This window comes from Olivibacter domesticus (genome assembly GCF_900109575.1).
Classification (GTDB): Bacteria; Bacteroidota; Bacteroidia; order Sphingobacteriales; family Sphingobacteriaceae; genus Olivibacter; species Olivibacter domesticus.
The window spans coordinates 91971-109625 of sequence record NZ_FOAF01000013.1; the positions used below are offsets into that span (position 1 = coordinate 91971).

Annotated in this window: 11 protein-coding genes; 4 read left to right on the forward strand and 7 right to left on the reverse strand. The window is 40.2% G+C overall.

Annotation, left to right across the window (positions count from 1 at the left end; translation table 11 throughout):
• Positions 1 to 272: 272 nt before the first annotated feature.
• The gene (locus BMY50_RS26030) at positions 273 to 2114 is read right to left on the reverse strand and encodes a 7TM diverse intracellular signaling domain-containing protein (protein ID WP_238383894.1); all 1842 of its coding nucleotides are present in this window, start codon (positions 2112 to 2114) and stop codon (positions 273 to 275) included.
• Positions 2115 to 2766: 652 nt separating this feature from the next.
• Here BMY50_RS26030 and BMY50_RS26040 point away from each other — a divergent pair.
• On the forward strand, positions 2767 to 3180 hold the full coding sequence (locus tag BMY50_RS26040; protein WP_093332130.1) for a hypothetical protein: 414 nt from the start codon (positions 2767 to 2769) through the stop codon (positions 3178 to 3180).
• A gap of 76 nt (positions 3181 to 3256) precedes the next feature.
• Here the strand turns inward: BMY50_RS26040 and BMY50_RS26045 are convergent, their stop codons facing one another.
• Complete coding sequence (locus tag BMY50_RS26045) at positions 3257 to 5056, reverse strand: DNA polymerase III subunit gamma/tau (RefSeq protein WP_093332135.1); 1800 nt, start codon at positions 5054 to 5056, stop codon at positions 3257 to 3259.
• A gap of 248 nt (positions 5057 to 5304) precedes the next feature.
• Here BMY50_RS26045 and rpsF point away from each other — a divergent pair, with 248 nt between their 5' ends.
• Genes rpsF through rplI form a run of 3 tightly spaced genes read left to right on the forward strand, consistent with a single transcriptional unit; the run spans position 5305 to position 6398 of the window.
• Positions 5305 to 5673 carry a 30S ribosomal protein S6 gene (gene rpsF, locus BMY50_RS26050; RefSeq protein ID WP_093332139.1) on the forward strand — a complete coding sequence of 123 codons (369 nt, stop codon included), beginning with the start codon at positions 5305 to 5307 and terminating at the stop codon, positions 5671 to 5673.
• The gene (rpsR, locus tag BMY50_RS26055) at positions 5673 to 5936 is read left to right on the forward strand and encodes a 30S ribosomal protein S18 (protein ID WP_093332144.1); all 264 of its coding nucleotides are present in this window, start codon (positions 5673 to 5675) and stop codon (positions 5934 to 5936) included. Before rpsF ends, rpsR begins: the two co-directional genes overlap by 1 nt.
• Positions 5937 to 5954: 18 nt before the next feature.
• Complete coding sequence (gene rplI / locus BMY50_RS26060) at positions 5955 to 6398, forward strand: 50S ribosomal protein L9 (RefSeq protein WP_093332158.1); 444 nt, start codon at positions 5955 to 5957, stop codon at positions 6396 to 6398.
• A 169-nt stretch (positions 6399 to 6567) separates the two neighbouring features.
• On the opposite strand, the gene BMY50_RS26065 is transcribed toward rplI, so the two are convergent.
• The 5 genes from BMY50_RS26065 to BMY50_RS26085 all read right to left on the reverse strand — a co-directional run bounded on the left by BMY50_RS26065 (position 6568) and on the right by BMY50_RS26085 (position 17631).
• Positions 6568 to 7881, reverse strand: coding sequence for an acetylxylan esterase (locus tag BMY50_RS26065; protein WP_202907948.1), 1314 nt, complete (start codon positions 7879 to 7881; stop codon positions 6568 to 6570).
• An 83-nt stretch (positions 7882 to 7964) separates the two neighbouring features.
• Positions 7965 to 10280: a DUF5703 domain-containing protein gene (locus tag BMY50_RS26070; RefSeq protein ID WP_093332168.1), complete on the reverse strand. Its 2316-nt coding sequence runs from the start codon at positions 10278 to 10280 to the stop codon at positions 7965 to 7967.
• 42 nt (positions 10281 to 10322) lie between these two features.
• Positions 10323 to 11738: a sialate O-acetylesterase gene (locus BMY50_RS26075; RefSeq protein WP_093332172.1), complete on the reverse strand. Its 1416-nt coding sequence runs from the start codon at positions 11736 to 11738 to the stop codon at positions 10323 to 10325.
• A gap of 56 nt (positions 11739 to 11794) precedes the next feature.
• Complete coding sequence (locus BMY50_RS26080; protein WP_093332178.1) at positions 11795 to 13831, reverse strand: aceric acid hydrolase; 2037 nt, start codon at positions 13829 to 13831, stop codon at positions 11795 to 11797.
• 350 nt (positions 13832 to 14181) lie between these two features.
• On the reverse strand, positions 14182 to 17631 hold the full coding sequence (locus BMY50_RS26085; RefSeq protein WP_238383895.1) for a glycosyl hydrolase: 3450 nt from the start codon (positions 17629 to 17631) through the stop codon (positions 14182 to 14184).
• Positions 17632 to 17655: the final 24 nt, after the last annotated feature.

Sequence of the window (17655 nt, forward strand, 5' to 3'; positions counted from 1 at the left end):
GTTAATGATGTATTGTTAGCAACGTATCTTATATACAGATACAGAAGCAAATATAGAGAGGAAAAGTTATTAAAAACAAATGTTTTTCAACATAAAATACTGATAATTAACAACTTACAATATTTTTAATACGCTTTAATACCTAAACAGAAATGAGCAGTTGGATCTTGTCTATCAATCACTTATCATTTATAAAAACCTATGTGTACAAAACACACTATAATACGGTTATTTACCGTCACTTATTTTGCGTTATTTATAAAAGATAAAAATTAAAAAAGCAATTCGCTCCATCCTTGAGTGCTTGATTTTTTGAAATCAATCTTCTTATCCTCCATTTGCTGTTTAATCTTTTTACTATAAGACCAACAAGTGCTTTGTCGGATGCTTAATATTTCGGATAATTTATGTGAGGATATTTTTCCTTTCGAGGAATACAAAAGATAAATAAGGTAGAAGCTTTTATTGATTGGGATACGAACATTCTGCAAAATGGTATGTGCGGTAGGCGATTCTTCATAACCACATTGTGAGCACCTTCTACTGTGAGGCAAATGACCACTATAATAATTTTTAGATGAACACTTTTTACACTGAAATCCGCCTTTCCACTTTACTTCTGATAAAAACTTCAAACAACTTTCCTGGTCTGGATAAGTTTTGCTAAATTCTTCAAAATTTATGCCAGTCGACAAAACCCTAGCTCTTGTAACCTTTTCTACATTTTCTTTCAACACCTCATTATCTTTGTTAAGCAATATATTCATCCGGGCAATTTCGTCCCGTTGCGCGTGTAGAGCAAGATTTGCCTTTGAGAGGGCCTTATTTTGTTCACTTATAATGGAAGATTTTTCAGATAACTCTTGCGTTCGCTCTTGCACCTTCTTTTCTAGGTCTCGATTTATATTATCCTTAAGCTCTTGGTTAATTCTCATTTGCTTAATGGTACGCTGTTGTGCCTTATCTTTACTAAACTTCAGTACCCTTACCCGATCACCTACAGCCAAAGAGAGAAAGGTCATTTCCAAGATGAAGCAGAAACTCATGCTGTAATAAGAGATCACGCCAAAGTTCAGCCACGTCAAACCTAACATAATCAAAAATTTCATCGTGTAACCAATAAATAAGAAGCCATAACCAATTACAAAATAACGAGCAGGCCTATAACCCGACCACCAACTATATATGCCCGCACTAAAAGCTACTAATAGCGGTATTGCTTCTAAAAATTTATAATTAAATAGGCTTTTATTAAACAGCAGGCTATATATCAAGAACGATAGCCTGAGAACAATAACAATAGTTATAAAGCTGTGCAATCGAGGTGCTTTCCTTTGTAATAGTAGCAGACGCTGCGTAAAGAGCAACGCTGAGACACTCATAAAACATAATACTATTCCAAAGGCATATTGGTTCCAAATCGACCACTTGGACCAAAGGTAGTGATAAGCTATGCCATCCGTACACATCTCAAACAGTGCAACACATAACATATAGCACACGTAATATAAATATGCCCTTTGCTTTACAGCGAAAAACATAACAATATTATAAAAGGAAAATATCAGGATCATTCCATAAAATATCCCAAAACTGAAGTATTCACCTAACGCATATCCGATAAAAAAGTCAATCGAACGTAGCACAATAATGATATCCGCCAGTTGAGACGATTTTATTCGAAAGTAATAATCTTGCTTACCCTTGAGGTCATTATATAACGGGATAACAAAATTCTTATGTTTAATAGGGCGCACAGAAAAGTCATAATGATCCCCCAGTTTTATATGATCATATTTACCTATTCCATTAGGTACATAAGCATCAATTTGATCAATGGTTTGATCAAAAAATTCAAGTACAAACAACTTGTTTTTACTATTGGAATGGTCTATGGAAATTTTATACCAGTAGAAGGCATTTATAGTTTCGTTCTGTGGAGTGCTTTTCTTATTAGTCTTAAACCGCTGCTTGCTGGACTGCCTCAAAACATCGCTGAATCGCAATCTTCCATGTTCATCCTGAAGCGCCTCTATTTCATTAAAAGTGAACATGTGTTGCAATAAGCTATCGGTCAGGTGGACTTCCTTTTGTGCCTTTGCCTTTAGGTGCATACAGCAAATTATTACCAGAAGTAACGTTAGAGGACGAAGGCTTTTTAGCATGTACAAAGATACTCTTTTGGTAATCAATTGCTCAAAATCCTTCATTAGATGTCATATAACTGTTTTTTGTTTTCTAGAATAAAATAGTATTTGTTTTGTTTTAATGAACTTTTTCTTTAGTCAATTTTTTAAGAAATATCGTGTCACTTTTTTCCGCAAAAAGTGACTCAAAAACTCATCGCTTGGAACTTTGCTACAATGGTAGTGCATCACGTGCACACCGCAAATTTCCTAGGCGATATTTTAAGCAAACGGAGGGCAGTTGCGAGCAGCCATATCGGGCTTGAGCCTGGGCAGAACGGCCTTGGAGGATACGGCGGCAGCGGGCAGCAAAGCATGTGCAGTTTCGTTCATCTTTGCAATATACAAGCGGATTGAGGGAGCGAAGCGGCTGCAATGCGCGCCATGGATGCTTTGCAATCGGCTGCAACGTAGCAACCACAGCCTTGACTTTTGCTCAACTTTGATCAAGAAAAAGTTGATACAAAAAAGGTTCCTTTATCAACAAAAAAACCTTTATATAGAGATAAAACCTATTTAAGAAATAGCTGTTATATGTATAGTACGATCCGATTAAGGAAAACTTATAAATAAATTGAATATGAATAAGGACAAGCCCAATATCAGGAAAAACAAAGATATTCCAAATGACCAAGCAAGTAGCGCGTATAATCAAAATCTAAGGTACAACGAAAAATCGGACAGCTTTGAATATGATATCGAGAAAGAGGATCCAGTCTATCCGAATGAAGAAGCAGAATATCAACATGATGATCCCTATGACACCGATGCGCCCAATGGGGAAGACGATAATTCTGATTGGGATGAAGCAAATCAGTATGTTGGAGATGAATATGACAAAAATAAATCTTTAGAAACAGATGCGGAAAGCTTGGGCATGCATATTGAAGGAAGGATAACCCGGCTAAATAAAAAAGACGAGAAGTTAGCTGAAACACCGGAAGACTTGAGAGACGATTTAGATGAAGAAGGGTATCCTAAACGAGAGCCTTAAAGGAGGTTATGCATAGTATATCATGTTTCATAACTAGTTAATTTGATAAGCAGGAAACACTCCTACTCCGGGATGTCTAATCAAATCCTAAATTAAAATCTTGCCTCAATTTATCTACCAATGGGTTTTTAGCCACCATGGCTTGATATTTTTCTTGATTTGTGTATGGCTTACGAACGACATTTGATTCGATTTGAATTGGTATCAAATCAATAGAAAAATTTTTAAGTTTCACCCGAATCTCATTCAACATATCAATTTTAGAGATAGAAAGCAAATTCTCCTGAATAGCATTCTCTACAGTAACCTCCACCTTGTAATCATCCCTTAACTTCGGTGCATTTGCCGTCATCAAGGTAAATAAACTGATCTTGCTATCGGCTTTTGCTTTATCTGCAATAGCATGCCAAACCTGTAAAAAATCCTCATAAGCAAAAGATTGAGTTTCAGCCCCCTTTATATAATCGGGCTCAGCATCCATATCCTTTTCCTGCTTATCCTTAAAGACATCATTTAAATTGGGGACGGATGAGGACAACTTAAAGCCCTTAAAGCTAGGGATTTTGGGTTTACCAATCGGTGTAGCCGTTTGTTCGACCTCTTTAACGGGCTCTTTCGGCCTATCTATTGTTGGTTCAGTTGCCGTTGGCTCAATTGTAGCACTAGTAGCGGGCAAGGCACTTGTTGCAACAGGGACTATTTCTTTTGCTAAAGTATCAGGTTTTTTTTTTACCGGCTCTGGCCGATTAACAGTTTCTAGTGGAAGTTTGCTTAGCTGAATCGCAGTGGAGAGATGGCACATTTTAAGCAAAGCTAGTTCTACCTGTAATCGCTGATTTTTACTAGTTCTATAATTGATCTCACACTGGTTAGCTATATTCAATGCAGAAAGTAACAAGCCTACCTCAGCTTGCTGTGACTGCTGTAGGTAACGCTGTTTGATATTCTCGCTTACCTCCAATAATTTTAAGGTACTTGCGTCTTTTCCTACCAACAGATTTCTAAAATGTGAAGCTAAGCCAGCGATGAAATGACTTCCATCAAAACCATTAGACAATACTTCATCGAAAACTAAAAGTGTACTAGACGTATCTTCTGTTAGAAGGGCATCAGTTAATTTGAAGTAGTAATCATAGTCTAAAATATTCAAATTATCAATTACCGATTGGTAGTTCACATTTTTATTAGAGAAACTCACAATCTGATCGAACATAGAAAGGGCGTCTCTTAAACCGCCATCTGCTTTCTGTGCAATTAAATGCAAACCATCCGTGTCATAGCCCACTCCCTCTTTTGTTGCAATATTCGCTAGATGTCCTGCTATATGCTCAACTTTAATCCTATTAAAATCAAATATCTGACACCTAGACAAAATAGTAGGAAGTATTTTATGTTTTTCGGTAGTTGCTAAAATAAAAATAGCATAGGAAGGAGGTTCTTCTAAGGTCTTTAGAAAAGCATTGAATGCTTGCGTTGAAAGCATATGTACCTCATCAATGATATAAATTTTGTATTTACCTGTTTGAGGGGGAATACGCACTTGTTCTATCAAACTTCGAATATCATCCACTGAATTATTAGAAGCCGCATCCAGTTCATGAATACTGAAAGAATTACCGTTTTGGAACGATTTACATGCATCACAAATACCACAAGCTTCTGTTTCCACAGTCAGATTCTGACAATTTATTGTTTTTGCTAAGATACGTGCACAAGTCGTTTTACCAACTCCTCTAGGCCCGCAGAACAAAAAAGCTTGTGCAAGCTGATTGTTCTTAATAGCATTCTTAAGCGTTCCAGTGATGTGCTGCTGCCCTACCACTGTTTCAAAGGTTGAAGGGCGATATTTTCGTGCAGAAACAATAAAATTATCCATCGTTGCGAAGGTAAGTATTTTGCGGGAATTAGCCAATGTGATAATTAGCTAATTGGCTTTTATTAGTTGAGTAGTAAACGTAGTTAAGTAGTTGAGTTGTTAAGCTCCAACCCGATTACCGAACTACTTTTCTATTTAACTACTTAACTATTTAACAATAAGCGAAACAAGGTTTGCAATTTAGAAAACAAACACCTATCTTTGCGCTCCGCTTGAAGCGGATATAAATTAATAAATTTTTATAAAAAATGCAACAATACGAAACCGTAGTAATTCTTACCCCGTTGTTGTCAGAGGATGTAGCGAAAGAAACCATTGCTAAATTCAAAAACATCCTTACTGAAAACGGAGCCGAAATTATCCAAGAGGATAATTGGGGTTTGAAAAAATTAGCGTACCCTATTGAGAAAAAAACAACAGGGTTCTATCACCTAACAGAATTTAAGGCTCCAGGTGAATTAATTAGCAAACTGGAACTTGAGTACAAACGTGATGAACGTATAATGCGGTTCTTAACCATTTCTTTAGATAAGCACGCAATTGCTTATAACGAAAAGAAACGCAGCGGTGCTTTCAATAAAAAACCAGAAACAAAAACTGAGGAGGTAGCAAAATAATGGCAAGAGATCAAATTCAATACGTTACTGCCCCTAAAGTAGAGGATAACCGTAAAAAATATTGCCGTTTCAAAAAGAACGGAATTAAATATATTGATTACAAAGACGCAAATTTCTTATTGAAATTTGTGAACGATCAAGGTAAGATATTACCTCGCCGCTTAACAGGGACTTCTTTGAAATTCCAACGTAAAGTAGCTCAGGCTGTAAAACGTGCACGCCACATTGGTTTATTACCTTATGTAACTGATTCATTAAAATAATCTGGAGGTAAGAACGACATGGAAATTATTTTAAAACAAGATATCAAAAAACTTGGCGAAAAGGACGATATTGTAACTGTAAAAAACGGTTATGGACGTAATTATCTTATCCCACAAGGTTTAGCTATTTTAGCTACCCCTTCAGCTAAGAAAGTGCTTGCTGAAAACATTAAACAAGCACAATTTAAACAAGAGAAAATTAAGAAAGATGCTACTGGTCTTGCTGCTAAGTTAGAATCTGTAAAGTTAACAATTGGTGCTAAGGCGGGAGAAAGTGGTAAAATTTTCGGTTCGGTTAACACTATTCAAATTGCTGACGCTTTGAAAAAAGAAGGCTTTGAAGTTGATCGTCGCCGTATCACTTTCGAAGTAGAACCTAAAGAACTTGGTGAATACATCGCTAACTTAAACTTACATAAAGAAGTTAAAGTACAAGTTCCTTTTGTAGTTGTAGCAGAATAAGTGTAAAGCATATCACGAACAAAAAGGTCCTACATTCCCTGTAGGACTTTTTTTATGGGTGAACGAGCATACGAACTTCGTCTCAATCAAGCATACACACATAGACCGTCTCCCCTTAATCTCTTTAGAAAACAACGTGTATCATTCGATGATTTGCCTCAACCATCACTTATTTTACAAGGTGCTGTTTTAGCCAATCGTAAATTTTTGCTTGCTGCTCTGGAAATGTCCAATGTCCCGTTTCTTGCATTAACAATAATTCTTTTGGTGCCTGTATTATATTATAAGCTGAATAATAGGAGGTTGGCGGGCATGTTTCATCATTATACCCCCATGTATAAAAGCCTGGCACCTTTACATAGCGAGCAAAATTGACAACGTCGTAGTAAGCAGATGTCGTAATCTTATCCTCCTTTACCGTAAATGCTTTATTTGTCTCTGTAAACATATGTGGCCAACCACCTGCACGACCGTGAAGATATCCCGTTAAATCACATAGCGCAGGATACAAAGACACCAAATATTTGATTCGCTTATCCAATGCTGCCGTTACAATGGATAAAGCACCGCCCTGGCTACCACCCCAGACGGCTAAATTCGTACCGTCGTACTCCTCCATACCAACCAGGTAATCAACGGCCCTTAGGCAACCTAGATATACCCGTTTATAATAATACTGATCACGATCATCCAAATTATTGAACATATAATTATTCAATGAACTTGCACGTAAATCATTATAAACACCATCGGCCAACCTTACCGGTACACCATGGATACCGATCTGTAGCGTAATGATACCTTGCTCCGCTAGGTCTACTATTCCCTGATAAGACCTTACGCCAGCCCCGGGAACCTGTAGCACCGCTGGATGCTTCCCGGGGGCGGCAGGTACACATAAAACACCATAAATCCGTGATCCCTCTACTTGGTTCTGTATACTGAGCTCATAGACCTTCACTTTTTCAGTACTCAATTCCGGTAGCAGCCGCCTTCTGGGCTCCAGTGGAACTTTCGCAGCCAAGGCTTTTGCTTCCTCCCAAAATTGAAGAAAATCATTTGGCAGCGATTGTGTAGCTTTCAACTGCTCCGGTGTATAAGCAGCCGTTGCTAGGCCCCTGTACTCCTTACCATCGAGGTTAATTTTGATCTCGCATCGTAGAAAGCCGGGTTGATCCAATTTTCCCTTCACTATTCCCACTCCTTGCTTTAGCATGAGATCACCTTCGTCCATTGGTGCCATTTTCTCCAATCCGATTTTGTACTTTACGTTTGAGGCAGTTATCGGAACTTGATGCTTCAGAATAGTAACACGAAAAGTAGCTTCCTCTCCGGGCTGGTAATTCCAATCTGGCTTGTCCGGTGAAACCAATACCTGAATGGGGTGCGGGGGACGAGATTGTGCATCGACAAAATTAGCTGCACATAAAAACAGGAACACGAATGCTATCCTGCTGAGAAAAAATGAGTTACAAATCATCATATGAAAGGTTGGAAAACAACATCGAATATAGCAATTAGAAGACTCCTTTCCAATTATTAAATCAGTGCCAACGGAATACCTCCTTAGATGCCATTTGGCAATACCACGTCAGCCTTTCGATGTACTGGAAAAACCTCCAGCTTCTGAAGGCTTCCTTTCGCAACTTTCACATGAACAGTAGTTTGATAGGGTGCATGAAGCTTAAATTCTACATCACGATCCAGCGGCCAGGAGGGTAACACATAAATCTTGCTTCCGTCTGTTTGTAGTAACATCTCCTGCAATCCGATCATGCCCGATCCTCCCCAATTATGATCGGGTGTCCAATCAAATCCTGGTCCCCAAAAGGCTGGAAAACGTCGACCGGAATCTTTCAATTTTAACCTATTTAATGTCAAAGCATCTTGGGTTAATCCCAAACGAGCCGCAAATATATTATCTTGTTTCCATCCAACGTGACTTCTGAACTTCAACACATCAGGATCATGCTTATAAGTATTCACAGCTGTATCTAATCCAGATCTCCCCAATCCATATATTCCCCAAGGGAAAACCGGGTAAAGTTGCGGTGCTTCCGTATTGTTTACACGTTCCCAATGTTTCGCAGGGGCGAGCAAGGTGAAATCTCCTACTGATCTAAAGTTTAAAGGTGGAATTCTTTTTAATAGGGTGCTCCAACGTTCTTTTTGTTCCTCCTTGAGATAAGAAGGGGGCAGGGTCAATAAACCAGTTAACACCGTCTTCAACCCAGCAATCGTGGAATTTGCATTGTAGGCCATTTTATAGGTTTCAGCGGCAGAGCCTGGATAAAGCACTAGATGACCTTCACCATCCAACGCTTTGCTCCCTCTTTGCTTCGCCAGATACTGATAATGTTCATCAAAAAATTGCACACAACTTTCGATCAGCGGAAGATATCTTTCCATATTATCACCATTGTAATGATATCGCTCTAAAATCATCATACAAAATTCCAAAACAGTATCCCATTCATACTCCAGCCATGCGTTATATTCCATCCCCTTGTCATAAGATGCTGGTCGCTTCCATCCATATTCAGCTGGATTAGGCAAACCAAAATTCTCCAGTTGTTCTGTAAAAGAAGCGCCACCATGCCCCCAATAAGTTTCACTCCTCAGCTCGGCATTGCCAAGCAACCTTCTATAAAATTCGAATTGTGGCTTCATCATATCGTAATCGCCACTTCTTAATAACGGCCAGTAAACCAGCCGTTGGTTTTGCGCCGTATGGGTACCTCCCCCCCAATTTCTGAAATCGGGTGTATACTTCATCGCGGTGTCAACACCAGATGGGTCATAGGTAAATAAGCCGCCATTGAATTTTGTTGGGTATGTTCCGTAAGCATTACAAGCTAACATATAACGAAAAAGCTGGTAATTCCTCCCCATCTGCCAATCAACATCCTTCACATCTTTATTATTAGGCTTAATGAGTATATAACTTCTATCCCAAAATGCCTCCCACCATCTTTCAACCTCTTTCTTATTAAGTTCACCTTCGTCCGCAATCTGAGTCCCAGCTAAGCCTTCCCGCCATTGTTTAAAAGATTCATATTGACTGGTATGGAGATATACTTTTAGCTGATGTTTCTTCGCTTTATCCTTACTGGATAGTTGCCATCCCTTATATTCCGTATCTTGGTACCTTCCTTGCGTGACATCAATCGTTTTCATGTTTTCTCCAACCATCATTCCACCAAACCGCAGATCGGCTAATGGATTGTATAACTGAGATTTTACGGTATCTAATCCTTGCTGCTTAACCGTCACATCAAAAACGGTGCTGTCTTCATTTTGATGATAAAAGAGAACCCCATTCTTCCCTTCATAACGCACCACATCTGCTTTCGTTATGACTTCTCCAGGCGGTGCCCATTTATATGAGTTGGCGTTATTCTCCTTGCCTGTGGTAACACGGTCTTTAAATCGCCAATTTTCATAAGCGGCTTTCACCGAAATCGGCTTATCAGCCATCACTTCTACGTTTACAATCGGACGGGAGACATTCACCCAGATTTTTACCTTCGCCTCAGTCTCTTTGTTCTTTCCTTCAATCACCACATAACCTTCTTTCAGTTTGAGCTCCTGTCTAAACGTTCCATTAGTAAAAGGATTGGGAGATAATTGCAAACGAACTCTGCCTTGTTTCAATAAGGTATTGTTGTTGTCAAAGGTACCGCTACGCGCAATGTAAAATAGAATATCATTATTTTCCACCCAAATATTTAAACCTATATCTCCGCCACCACAAGGCATCGACTCACTAGAGTTTTTACTTTGGCTGTTCCATACGACATTATATGACGACAAATCTACTTCTTGTGCATTAGCCCAAAGGCTCCAGAAAATCAAGATTAAAAAAATCAGTTTGTCATACATAGCTTATTGTCCAGATTCGTCGTTATTATTCGTCATAGTTTTTCACCAATCATCCGTCCTAAAAGAGGCCACCGGCAGTCCTTCTGTGCTAAAGAGATCTCCAACAACAAAATCTTTAAAAGCATAGCGAACGGCTATTGGCGTTGTAACAAATGGAGATGTTAATATAACGGCGTTTCCCCTAATGGCCGCTTGGGCTGGATGAAAAATTTTATCTGCACCCGCAATTTCAAAATTTTTCAGCGTATTGCCAAAGGATGTAAGTCCTAACGATGCATTTTTAAATTTCACAAGCGCGCTTCCTTCCGTAATTTCTATTGCTTCGTAAGTCGGGCAAGCCCAACCAAAACCCTTCAAATGGTATGTTTGAGCCAAAGCAATGCAGGCTAAACGTTCTCCACCTACTTTCTTATTAGCTGGGTGAATGCAATTCTCTTCTCCAACATCCATTAAAGAAGCCATTTCGCTATTTGGTATTTTTGAGAGCGATTTGCGTTGTGCGTCTCTTAAATAAGCTGAGTTGTATTTCCCGCCTGCATAAAAAGGAGGAAGCTGCGCATAGTTATAGGGAGCAATCTGCATATAATAAAAAGGGAAATCACCCTGTTGCCATAGCTCCCGCCAACGTTTAACCATTGCTGGAAACAGTAACTCATATTGGTCGGGCCGTTCGTAATTTGATTCTCCCTGATACCATATACACCCTTTTATTGCATAACCTATAATAGGATGGATCATGCCGTTATAAAGCGTTGTAGGCGTTCTGTTTTTTACTGGAATGCTATCTTTAGGAAGCTTGATATCTTTAAAATCCGCCAATAATTCCCTATCCATCCATGCTTCTATAGTGGAACCGCCGTAGCTGCTATGAATAAGCCCTATTGGCACCTCCAATAATTCTTGTAATAATTTCCCAAAATAGTAAGCTGTCGCACTGAAATTAGCCACATTTTCCGGATTTGCCTCTTTCCAAAAGGAGGTTTTGCTATCTTCTTGCCTTTCCAATTGTGATGATCGTGGTACGGTATATAATCTTAATTGGCCATTTTTCGAATGAAGAATAGTCTCATTGGATTTCCAGACGGGCTGTCCTTTGAAACCTTTCAGTGGCATCTCCATATTAGATTGACCCGAACATAACCATACCTCTCCTATGAGTACATTTTTCAGCACAAGTGGTGCCCCATCGCTTATCTTTAATTCGTACGGACCGCCCGCAGCCGGTGTCTGTACTTTTATCACCCACCTCCCTTTCTTATCCGTCACCGAACTATATTTTTTTTGGTCCCATGAGCTTATTATCTCAATCTTGGTATTCGGAGCTGCCCAACCCCAGATAGGTGCTTTAGTACGTTGTTGAAGTACTATGTTATCGGTAAAAATCGCTCCCATCCTAATTTCAGCAAAAGCGCTGCAACAAACGAACAGGAAAAAAAGTATAAAAAGGACTCGTTTCATTTCGCTACCTCTATGGGTTATATTCACAACTAACAACTAACAACTAACAACTAACATCACCTCACCGGCATCCAAACCGTCATATCTGTATGTCCCCTATTTCCCCACGCAAAATAAGGGACTAACTGCAGTTGAACTTTTTGATGCGTATCTTTTGCTAATTTTTTATATAATTTACCTTCCCACCCCTTGTGTGCATCCACGATCTCCGCTTCCCCCTGCAAGCAAAGTATCTTGCTATTTTCGATCGTACGCATAGACGATGAAAAGTCTATCGCAGAAGGTAGGGCAACATCAAAAATAGTTTTTCCTTGAGGTAGATCAACCGACTCTAAACAATAAACCATCGGACCTCTCTTTACTGCCACCTGGTTTCGGTTTTCCTCTACCAAAGGGTTCGCTTGCATGAGCACTGCTTCCATCGGTAATTCCAACTGTACCTTATCTCCTTTCTTCCAAGTACGGTTAATTTGTGCATATTGTCCAGGTGTTGGATCCATATGCACTTGTTCTCCATTCACGTTGATTGTTGCTTTTTCGGCCCACGCTGGAATCCTTAAAAATAGTGAAAAAGCATGTGCGGGTACTTCGTCTAAAACCAGTTCAATACTCCCACTCCAAGGATAATTAGTTCTTTGTTGCAATTTTACTTTCGAACCGTCTAACAATGCTGTTTGGAGCTCATTACCACTGTATAAGTTCACCCACAGTCCTTTATCAGAAACGCTGTAGACGTAATTATTGATCTCTGCTAGCGTGCGGACAGTGTTGGGTGGACAGCAATTGGATAAACCAATATATTCCACTCGATCTTTAGACCATCTTTGCTTAAATGGAAGCTGGTCTGAATAGGCTAAAGGATTTGTATACAAAAAACGTTTACCGTCTAAACTGATACCCGACAAGACACTGTTATATAAGGCTAATTCCAAAACGTCTGCATATTTTGCATCGCCTGTAAGCTGTAACATACGCCAATTCCAAAGCATATTTCCAATATTAGCACATGTTTCATTATGGGCAGTGAAATTTGGAAGTTGATAATCCCGTCCATAGGCTTGATGTATTTTCTGTACCTCCACAGGGTTGTAGGAAGTACCATCCGGCGACACCCCATCGTATAAGGATCCGCACCCTCCAGTAATGTACATCTTATGGGCTGTTACATCTTGCCACATCTTATAAAGCTGATTTAACAAGGTTGTATCGCCCGTTTCCGCATACACATCGGCAACTCCCGCATACAGATAATTTGCGCGAACCGCATGCCCCATTACCTTTTGTTGTTCCCGGAAAGGAAGTCGATCCTGATTGTCATCTGTACCATCCTCAATTGCACCTTTTATGTCAATGAGATGCTTCGCCAGCTCCAAATAGCGTTTATCACCCAAGGTCCGATACATCTCAATCACTCCCATATAGTGGGAAGGACAAATGGCATTGCGCGCTAAGGTTGGTGAAGCTGTTTTATAAAACCGGTACAGGTAATCGGTCGCTTTAATGGCCACTTCCAACAAATTGCGTTTACCAGTTGCCCGATAATGCACACAGGCTGCAGTCATTAAATGTCCAATATTATACGCTTCAAAGCTCAGGCGATCTTCAAATTGATTTTTCTTACCCGTTTTACGTTGCTCAATCATCGATAGCGTATAAATGTAACCATCTTCCCGTTGCGATTGTGCAATGGTCTTGATTACCCGGTCCATCATGGTATCTAGCTTTTTATCTTTGGTTGTTGCATATAAACTCGCTACCGCTTCCAGCATTTTGTAATAATCACCGTCGTGAAAGGACGGCCCACTGTGGCTCCCCGTATCCAGACCTGCGGCTATCTCAAAATTCTTATAGGCGTGGCTGATATGTTCGTCATTATAGACCTTCCATAATTGAGGTACCATATGCTGTTTGCAGACCTCGAAACGTTCTGCCCAAAAGCCTGTCGTCCATTGAACGCTATTCATGTCAACTGGCTTTAATTTAGCAAAAGGACTTTTAGACGTGTTTACTAACGAAGCATCTTGAGCTTTTAAGTTGAAAATGGAGATACATCCAAATAGAATAAGTAGTTGTATTATCTTTTTCTTCATCATAACTTATGATTCGTATTTGTTATTTTTATTTATTGTTATTTTCTCTTAAAAGAAAAGAACCAAAAGTTCAAGGCTACATGATTTTCGCTAAAAAATTTGTCCTTGCCCTCAGCTCCGTCATACAAATTTTTCTTAACGCTCATCTCATGAGGCCGGTCCTGCAAGCGTGCTGTTCTTGCTAACGCTTCACCGTTAATATTTCCATCACTCACAACTCGTAACTCAAAACTCACAACGCAATCATGAGGCCGATCTCGCCAGCGTGCCGTTCTTGCTAGTTAGTCTTTCTGTCACTCAAAACTCGTAAAGACAACGCGTAACTCAAAACGCACAACGCGCAACCACACTGGCTAATTAATTTCCTCCTCCAACTTCACCACCCCAATCAACCCTGCTTTCAACAAAGGTCGGTCGCCTAATCGATAAGGGGCTGTGGTACGCGTGATCAGTTTTTCTTGTGGTAAATCCTTATCTCCGATCAAACGATTTGCCCAGGTATTGGTTACTGCTATTTCTAACTGATTTTTACCTTTTTTGAGTGCATCCTTCATATTTAAACGATAAGGGGCTGTCCATAAAGTGCCACAATCTTTCCCATTTATTTTAACGGTAGCTATGTTGGCGAGCTCACCTAAATTAAGCCATATTGCTCGATCTTCACCTCTCCATTCAAATGTTTTACGATAAATCGCGGTGCCCGAATAGTGACGAATAGCAGGATTTACATGCTTGCTCCAATCGGTCAGTTCTTCAAAAATGATCGGTTTATCAGGTCCTCCAAAGTTGGGATCAAATTGCACTTCCCAAGGGCCCTTCATTTCCAAATAAGGTTTAAAGACTTCCCAATTTAAACCTAAATCTTCCTCTTCCTTATCAGTAGGTTCTTCCAGTAAGACAAAAAGTGAGGCATTCGCCGCAAGCTTTAACGGAATTTCTGTTCGCCCTTCTTTTATCTGCCACTGCTTCACCTTGCTTTCCTTACCGCTTACCGCATCATAAAATACAGGAATTTTATTTGCTACTCGCAGGGAAACCGTTATCTCGCGCTCGGTTGCTTGCTGATTACTCAAGAAATAAATCTCCTTTTCACCGTCTTTACGATGGGTATAAGCGAAGTCAGGTGCCAGCGTCCCCTCTTTCTCTTTAAAGATAACATCTCTTGGTAGATCTAGCTGATCAAAGGTGTGAAATTGATAAGGAGCTTTCACCACTTGCCCCTTGCCAATTTTTTTTATAAACAGGGTGCTTTTACCTTCTGTTAGCTCCTCAAAAGGCCCATTCCATAACTTATCAGCAAAATCTCTTAGCGCTCGGTCATTACGTGCAGCATTCGCTAATCCTAACGTATGCGTAGGTTTATCGGTTAAAATGATGGTAGCTCCCTCATTTACCAGTTGCCATAACTTCCGTATTATATCCAGGCTCATTCCTGTACTATTGGGTTGCATAACATGTTTACCGGGTATCACCAGCACCTTATAGCTACCGCCACCAGGCAGCACAATACGACCATCTTTAACCGTAGCGAGCGATAAAAGTACCTCTGGATTAAAAGAATCATATGCGTATCCATTCAATGGATTTACCCATTTCGCGGGTTCCACCATATTAGCACCGGTACTTACCCCTGCAATTTTCTGGATTGGTAGACCGCTATTTTCTAATCGTATCGCTTCGTCTTCTACCCTTTTTGCTCCAAAAATACCCGGCAACGTATTCACGAATCTATCCGGTAATACGGCTCTTCTCGGCAATTCTTCTCCGGTAAATACCGCGATATCAGCTACCGGTATTCCTGCCTGCAGTATTTCTTGCGTTCGTGTCGCATAATCCACCCATACCTTCCCCTGCTTCCACCAGGTTTGGTCGCGCTGGAAATAGAGTCCTATTCCATCAAGTGTCATTCCGGGTTTTCTATCCATCCATGGATTATGAACAAAGACATGATATACTAATTTATTGATGCCCAAAGCATAATTACGATCTTGCAATGTTTTCAAATTCCCCGGGTGCTCATCCCATTCCATCCGAATTTGTGTGAAAGCCTCGGCCTGAACAATTGGTTTACCATATACGTGAGCACCAGAAACGGCATCCAGCACATCATTGAATTTATCGTGTGAGGGGCTTCTTAGCCAAAATTCGCCCATGGGCACATCGACTTCTTTGAAGTGCGCCATCCCATCTGTAAGCATAACAGGTGCAGTGGTTTCGGAAGTGAAGTTCACCCCTTTCTCATGCGCCAATCCTTTCAATGTATGGAAAAAATTATCGGTGATCAATTCAGCAATGGTATTACGGATATCGTATAAGTAACGTTCGGAAGTAGTCGCACTTTCAATAGGGTATCCGGCCATCGCCGGCAAATAGTTCACGGGGTCGTAACCTCTTCTTTTTTTAAACTCATCCCTAAAAACGGCCGACCAATTTTGACTCCCGCACTCCCAGCTATCCACATGAAAACTTTTTAATACACGTGCAGCGAGTGTTGGACCGGCGACATTTACAGCTTTATTAAACCATTCATTAAATTGAATGCTAACGGCAGCTGGATTAAACTTATCGCACTCCAATCCTTTCCCAGCTCCCGCGGTTTCATTTTGATGGCCCGTTGAAGTATGTCCCATTCTTAAGATTGTCCATTGTCCATCAGGCGCCTCCCAGTTTAATGTCCCATCAGCTTTTACAAAAGCAGAAAGGTTGATCAGCTTGTCTTTATCGATGCATTCACGATCGCTTACCTGGCTATTCGTAGTCGGCTCACTGATACGCCAGACCATTCCTGATTTTCCTTCAAATTGATTGATACGTGGCTCGGATGAAAGTATGATATTTGACACTTTAAAATTCGGCTTCCATTTCGCTGCATCCAGGTCTTCCCCTCCTGGTTCACTGCCAACAGGATCGTAAACAAATCTAAAATACTTAGACCGAAGTGGTTCGATTGCATGTGTTACCGCAACATCCCAGTCTAGCCAACCTGCACGAGGCGGCTTTAACCTTGTTACCTCACGAAAATTTTTTCCATCCTCGCTTACCTGAAGCATTAAACGACCTGATTGATAATTGAACCCTTGTACATTTACTTTGATGGCCTTGCAGGTAAAAATATTTTTGAATGTATATTGAATCCAACAGGGATCGCCGCTACTGAAATTTTTCTTATTGTTCTTATTTGCTAAAAATTCTGCGTTCGTACCAGTACTCGTCGTCACGGTAGGTATTTCATCCCTTTGCCCGCCATTACTTGGAAAAGCAAATGTCGCTATGTCCTGATAGTATCCTTTATAAGCTTCAGGAGATGATAATTTTACATCCAGTCTTTTGCCCCCACTCACAACAGTATCTGTCCATACCACTTTTTGCATAGATAATTCAGGCGTTATCCATGGTCCACCAGCAGTTGCAAAGCCATCATTAGGTAACAGCGCGAGCTTTACACCCAATCGGTCAGCTTCTTCCATGGTATATCGCAATATCTCCCACCATTCAGCACTCATTGTTTCTATAACGGGCTCAAATAATGGCGGATCTGTTTTTCCTTTTATAGGCGCTAGGTAAGCCCCGGCTATCCCGGCCTCCTTCATCGCTTCTAAATCTGCAATAATAGCTTCTTTAGAAAAACTTGCATGCATCCAATACCAAAACACCCAAGGTTTGGCCTCAGAAAAATCAGCAGGTGTAGCACGCACCATATTTATTGGAAGTTCTTTTTGCTGTGCAAGCAAGGTGAATGGTAACATGAGCATCATACATGCTACCAAACACATCACACCTACTACTTTATTCTTTATATTCATCCCTGATAATTTTTATTTCTAATG